This is a genomic window from Pseudomonas sp., assembly GCF_035277045.1.
Taxonomy (GTDB): domain Bacteria; phylum Pseudomonadota; class Gammaproteobacteria; order Pseudomonadales; family Pseudomonadaceae; genus Aquipseudomonas.
Map to the genome: position 1 here is coordinate 1 of NZ_DATELE010000011.1, position 2399 is coordinate 2399.

3 protein-coding genes are annotated in these 2399 nt (G+C 64.2%); all 3 read right to left on the minus strand.

What is annotated here, in order from left to right:
- A partial coding sequence (locus tag VJS90_RS00375) for an ABC transporter permease (protein ID WP_324118014.1) occupies positions 1-727 on the minus strand: 727 nt, incomplete at its 3' end.
- Positions 728-733: 6 nt separating this feature from the next.
- Positions 734-1651: an ABC transporter permease gene (locus VJS90_RS00380; protein ID WP_324118015.1), complete on the minus strand. Its 918-nt coding sequence runs from the start codon at positions 1649-1651 to the stop codon at positions 734-736.
- A partial coding sequence (locus tag VJS90_RS00385) for an extracellular solute-binding protein (protein ID WP_324118017.1) occupies positions 1648-2399 on the minus strand: 752 nt, incomplete at its 5' end. The genes VJS90_RS00380 and VJS90_RS00385, both read right to left, overlap by 4 nt.

Here is a 2399-nt window from a genome sequence, read left to right on the forward strand (position 1 = left end):
CGACGGCGATCACCGGGGTCAGGTCCTGGCGCAGGGTGGTCCACATTTTCACCGGCAGGGTCTGCAGGTTGGGGCTGGCCATCATCACGCTGAGCACGACTTCGTCCCACGAGACCAGGAAGGCGAACAAGGCCCCAGCGATCATCCCTGGGCGAATACCTGGAAAGGTCACCTTGAAGATCGCCTGCAGCCGCGAGGCGCCGCAGATCACCGCGGCGTCTTCGATCGACTGGTCGAACAGCTTGAGCGAGTTGATGATCGAGATGATGGTGAACGGCAAGGCGACGATCACGTGGCTGACCACGAAGGAAAACAGCGTGCCGGTGTAGCCAAGCTTGAGAAACAGCGCGTACACCGCCACGGCGATGATCACCAGCGGCACGATCATCGGCAGGGTGAACAGGCCATACAGCATCTCGCGGCCCGGGAAGCGTCCACGGACCAGGGCGAAAGCGGTGGGCAGGCCCAGCGCCACCGCGCAGATCGTGGTGAGGATGGCCACCTTGAGGCTGGCCATCGCCGCGTCCATCCACTCGGGGTTGGCGAAGAACTGGCCGTACCATTTGAAGGTCCAGCCCGGCGGCGGGAACACCAGCCACTGGGAGGAGCCGAACGACAGCAGGACGATGAACAGGATCGGCAGCAGCAGGAAGGCCGCGATCACCCCGGTGGTGGTGTACAGGCCAACCCGCAGCGGGCGGCTCATGGCATTGGGTGTCAGGAGCATGGCGGCTTACCTCGCGTTGCCGACCGGGGATTCCGGTTGCAGCTTCAGGTAGAAATAGAACAGCACGAGGGTGATGACGATCAGCAACGCGGCGGCCGCGCTGGCCAGTCCCCAGTTGAGGAACGACTGCACCTGCTGGACGATGAACTCGGGCAGCATCATGTTCTGCGCACCACCGAGCAACGCTGGCGTCACGTAGTAGCCGAGCGACATGACGAACACCATCAAGGCACCCGAGAACAGGCCCGAGCGGCACAGCGGCAGGAACACCTTGAAGAAGTTGGTCCAGGGGCTGGCGCCGCAGATCGAGCCGGCCTGCAGCACCATCGGGTCGATGGCCTGCATGGTCGCCTGCAGCGGTAGGACGATGAACGGGATCATGATGTAGCTCATGCCGATCACCACGCCGGTGAGGTTGTGCACCATCTCCAGCGGCGCATCAATGATGCCCATGGCCATCAGCGCCTTGTTGATCACCCCGGATGCCTGCAGCAGCACCAGCCAGGAATAGGTGCGCGCCAGCAGGCTGGTCCACATCGACAGCAGCACGATGTTCAGCAGCCAGCGGCCCCAGCCCTTGGGCACCAGGGTGATCGCCCAGGCCAGTGGGAAGCCCAGCAGCACGCTGATCAGGGTCACCAGGCCGGCCACCGAGAAGGTGTTGAACAGCACGCGGGCATAGGCCGAGTTGGCGAACAGCTGCTCGTAGTTGCCCAGCCCCGGTACTGGCTCAAGCACGCCGCGCAGCAACAGGCCGATCAGCGGGGCGAAGAAGAACAGCCCCAGAAACAGCAACGCCGGAATCAGGTTGCGGCTGCCGCTCCAGCGTTGTCTCAAGGTGGGTCGGTGCAGGGCCTTGCCCGGGGCATCGGGGCCCCGGGCAGTGCCTTGCGCGTTCTGCAAGGCGTTGATGGCGACTTTCATTTGACCAGCCACTCATTCCAGCGGTTGGCGATGGACTGGCCGTTCTTCGCCCAGTAGGCAAAGTCGAGGGTGACCTGGTCCTGTGCGTAGGCGGTGGGCAGGTTCGGCGCCAGGTCGGCCTTGAGCTCGCTGATGCTGTCCAGGTTGACCGGGGCGTAGGCGGTGAGGTTGGCGAACTCGGCCTGGCCTTTGGCGCTGCTGGCGTTGGCCAGGAACTTCATGGCCGCGTCCTTGTTCTTGGCGCCTTTGGGAATGACCAGGAAATCGGCCATGACCAGGTTCTGCTTCCAGCTCACGCCGACTGGCGCACCGTCCTGTTGCAGGGCGTAGACGCGGCCGTTCCAGAACTGGCCCAGCGAGGCCTCACCAGAGGCGAGCAACTGCTGCGACTGCGCGCCGCCGCCCCACCAGACGATATCCTTCTTGATGGTGTCGAGTTTCTTGAAGGCGCGGTCCAGGTCCAGCGGGTAGAGCTTGTCCGCGGCGACGCCGTCGGCCAGCAGCGCGAGTTCGAGCACGCCAGGGCTTGGCCATTTGTAGAGGGCGCGTTTGCCGGGGTAGGTCTTGGTGTCGAAGAGCGCCGACCAGTCGACGGGCTTGTTGGCACCGAGCTTGCCTTCGTTGTAGCCGAGCACGAAGGAGAAGAAGAACGAGCCGACGCCATGGTCAGAGACGAAGCGCGGGTCGATGCGGTCGCGCTTGATGGTGTTGAAGTCCAGGGGTTCGAGCAGGCCCTCGGCGGCGGCGC

Coding starts and splice junctions, on each gene's coding strand:
- VJS90_RS00380 (WP_324118015.1), bottom strand. CDS start 1,651: ATGAAAGTCGCCATCAACGCCTTGCAGAACGCGCAAGGCACTGCCCGG.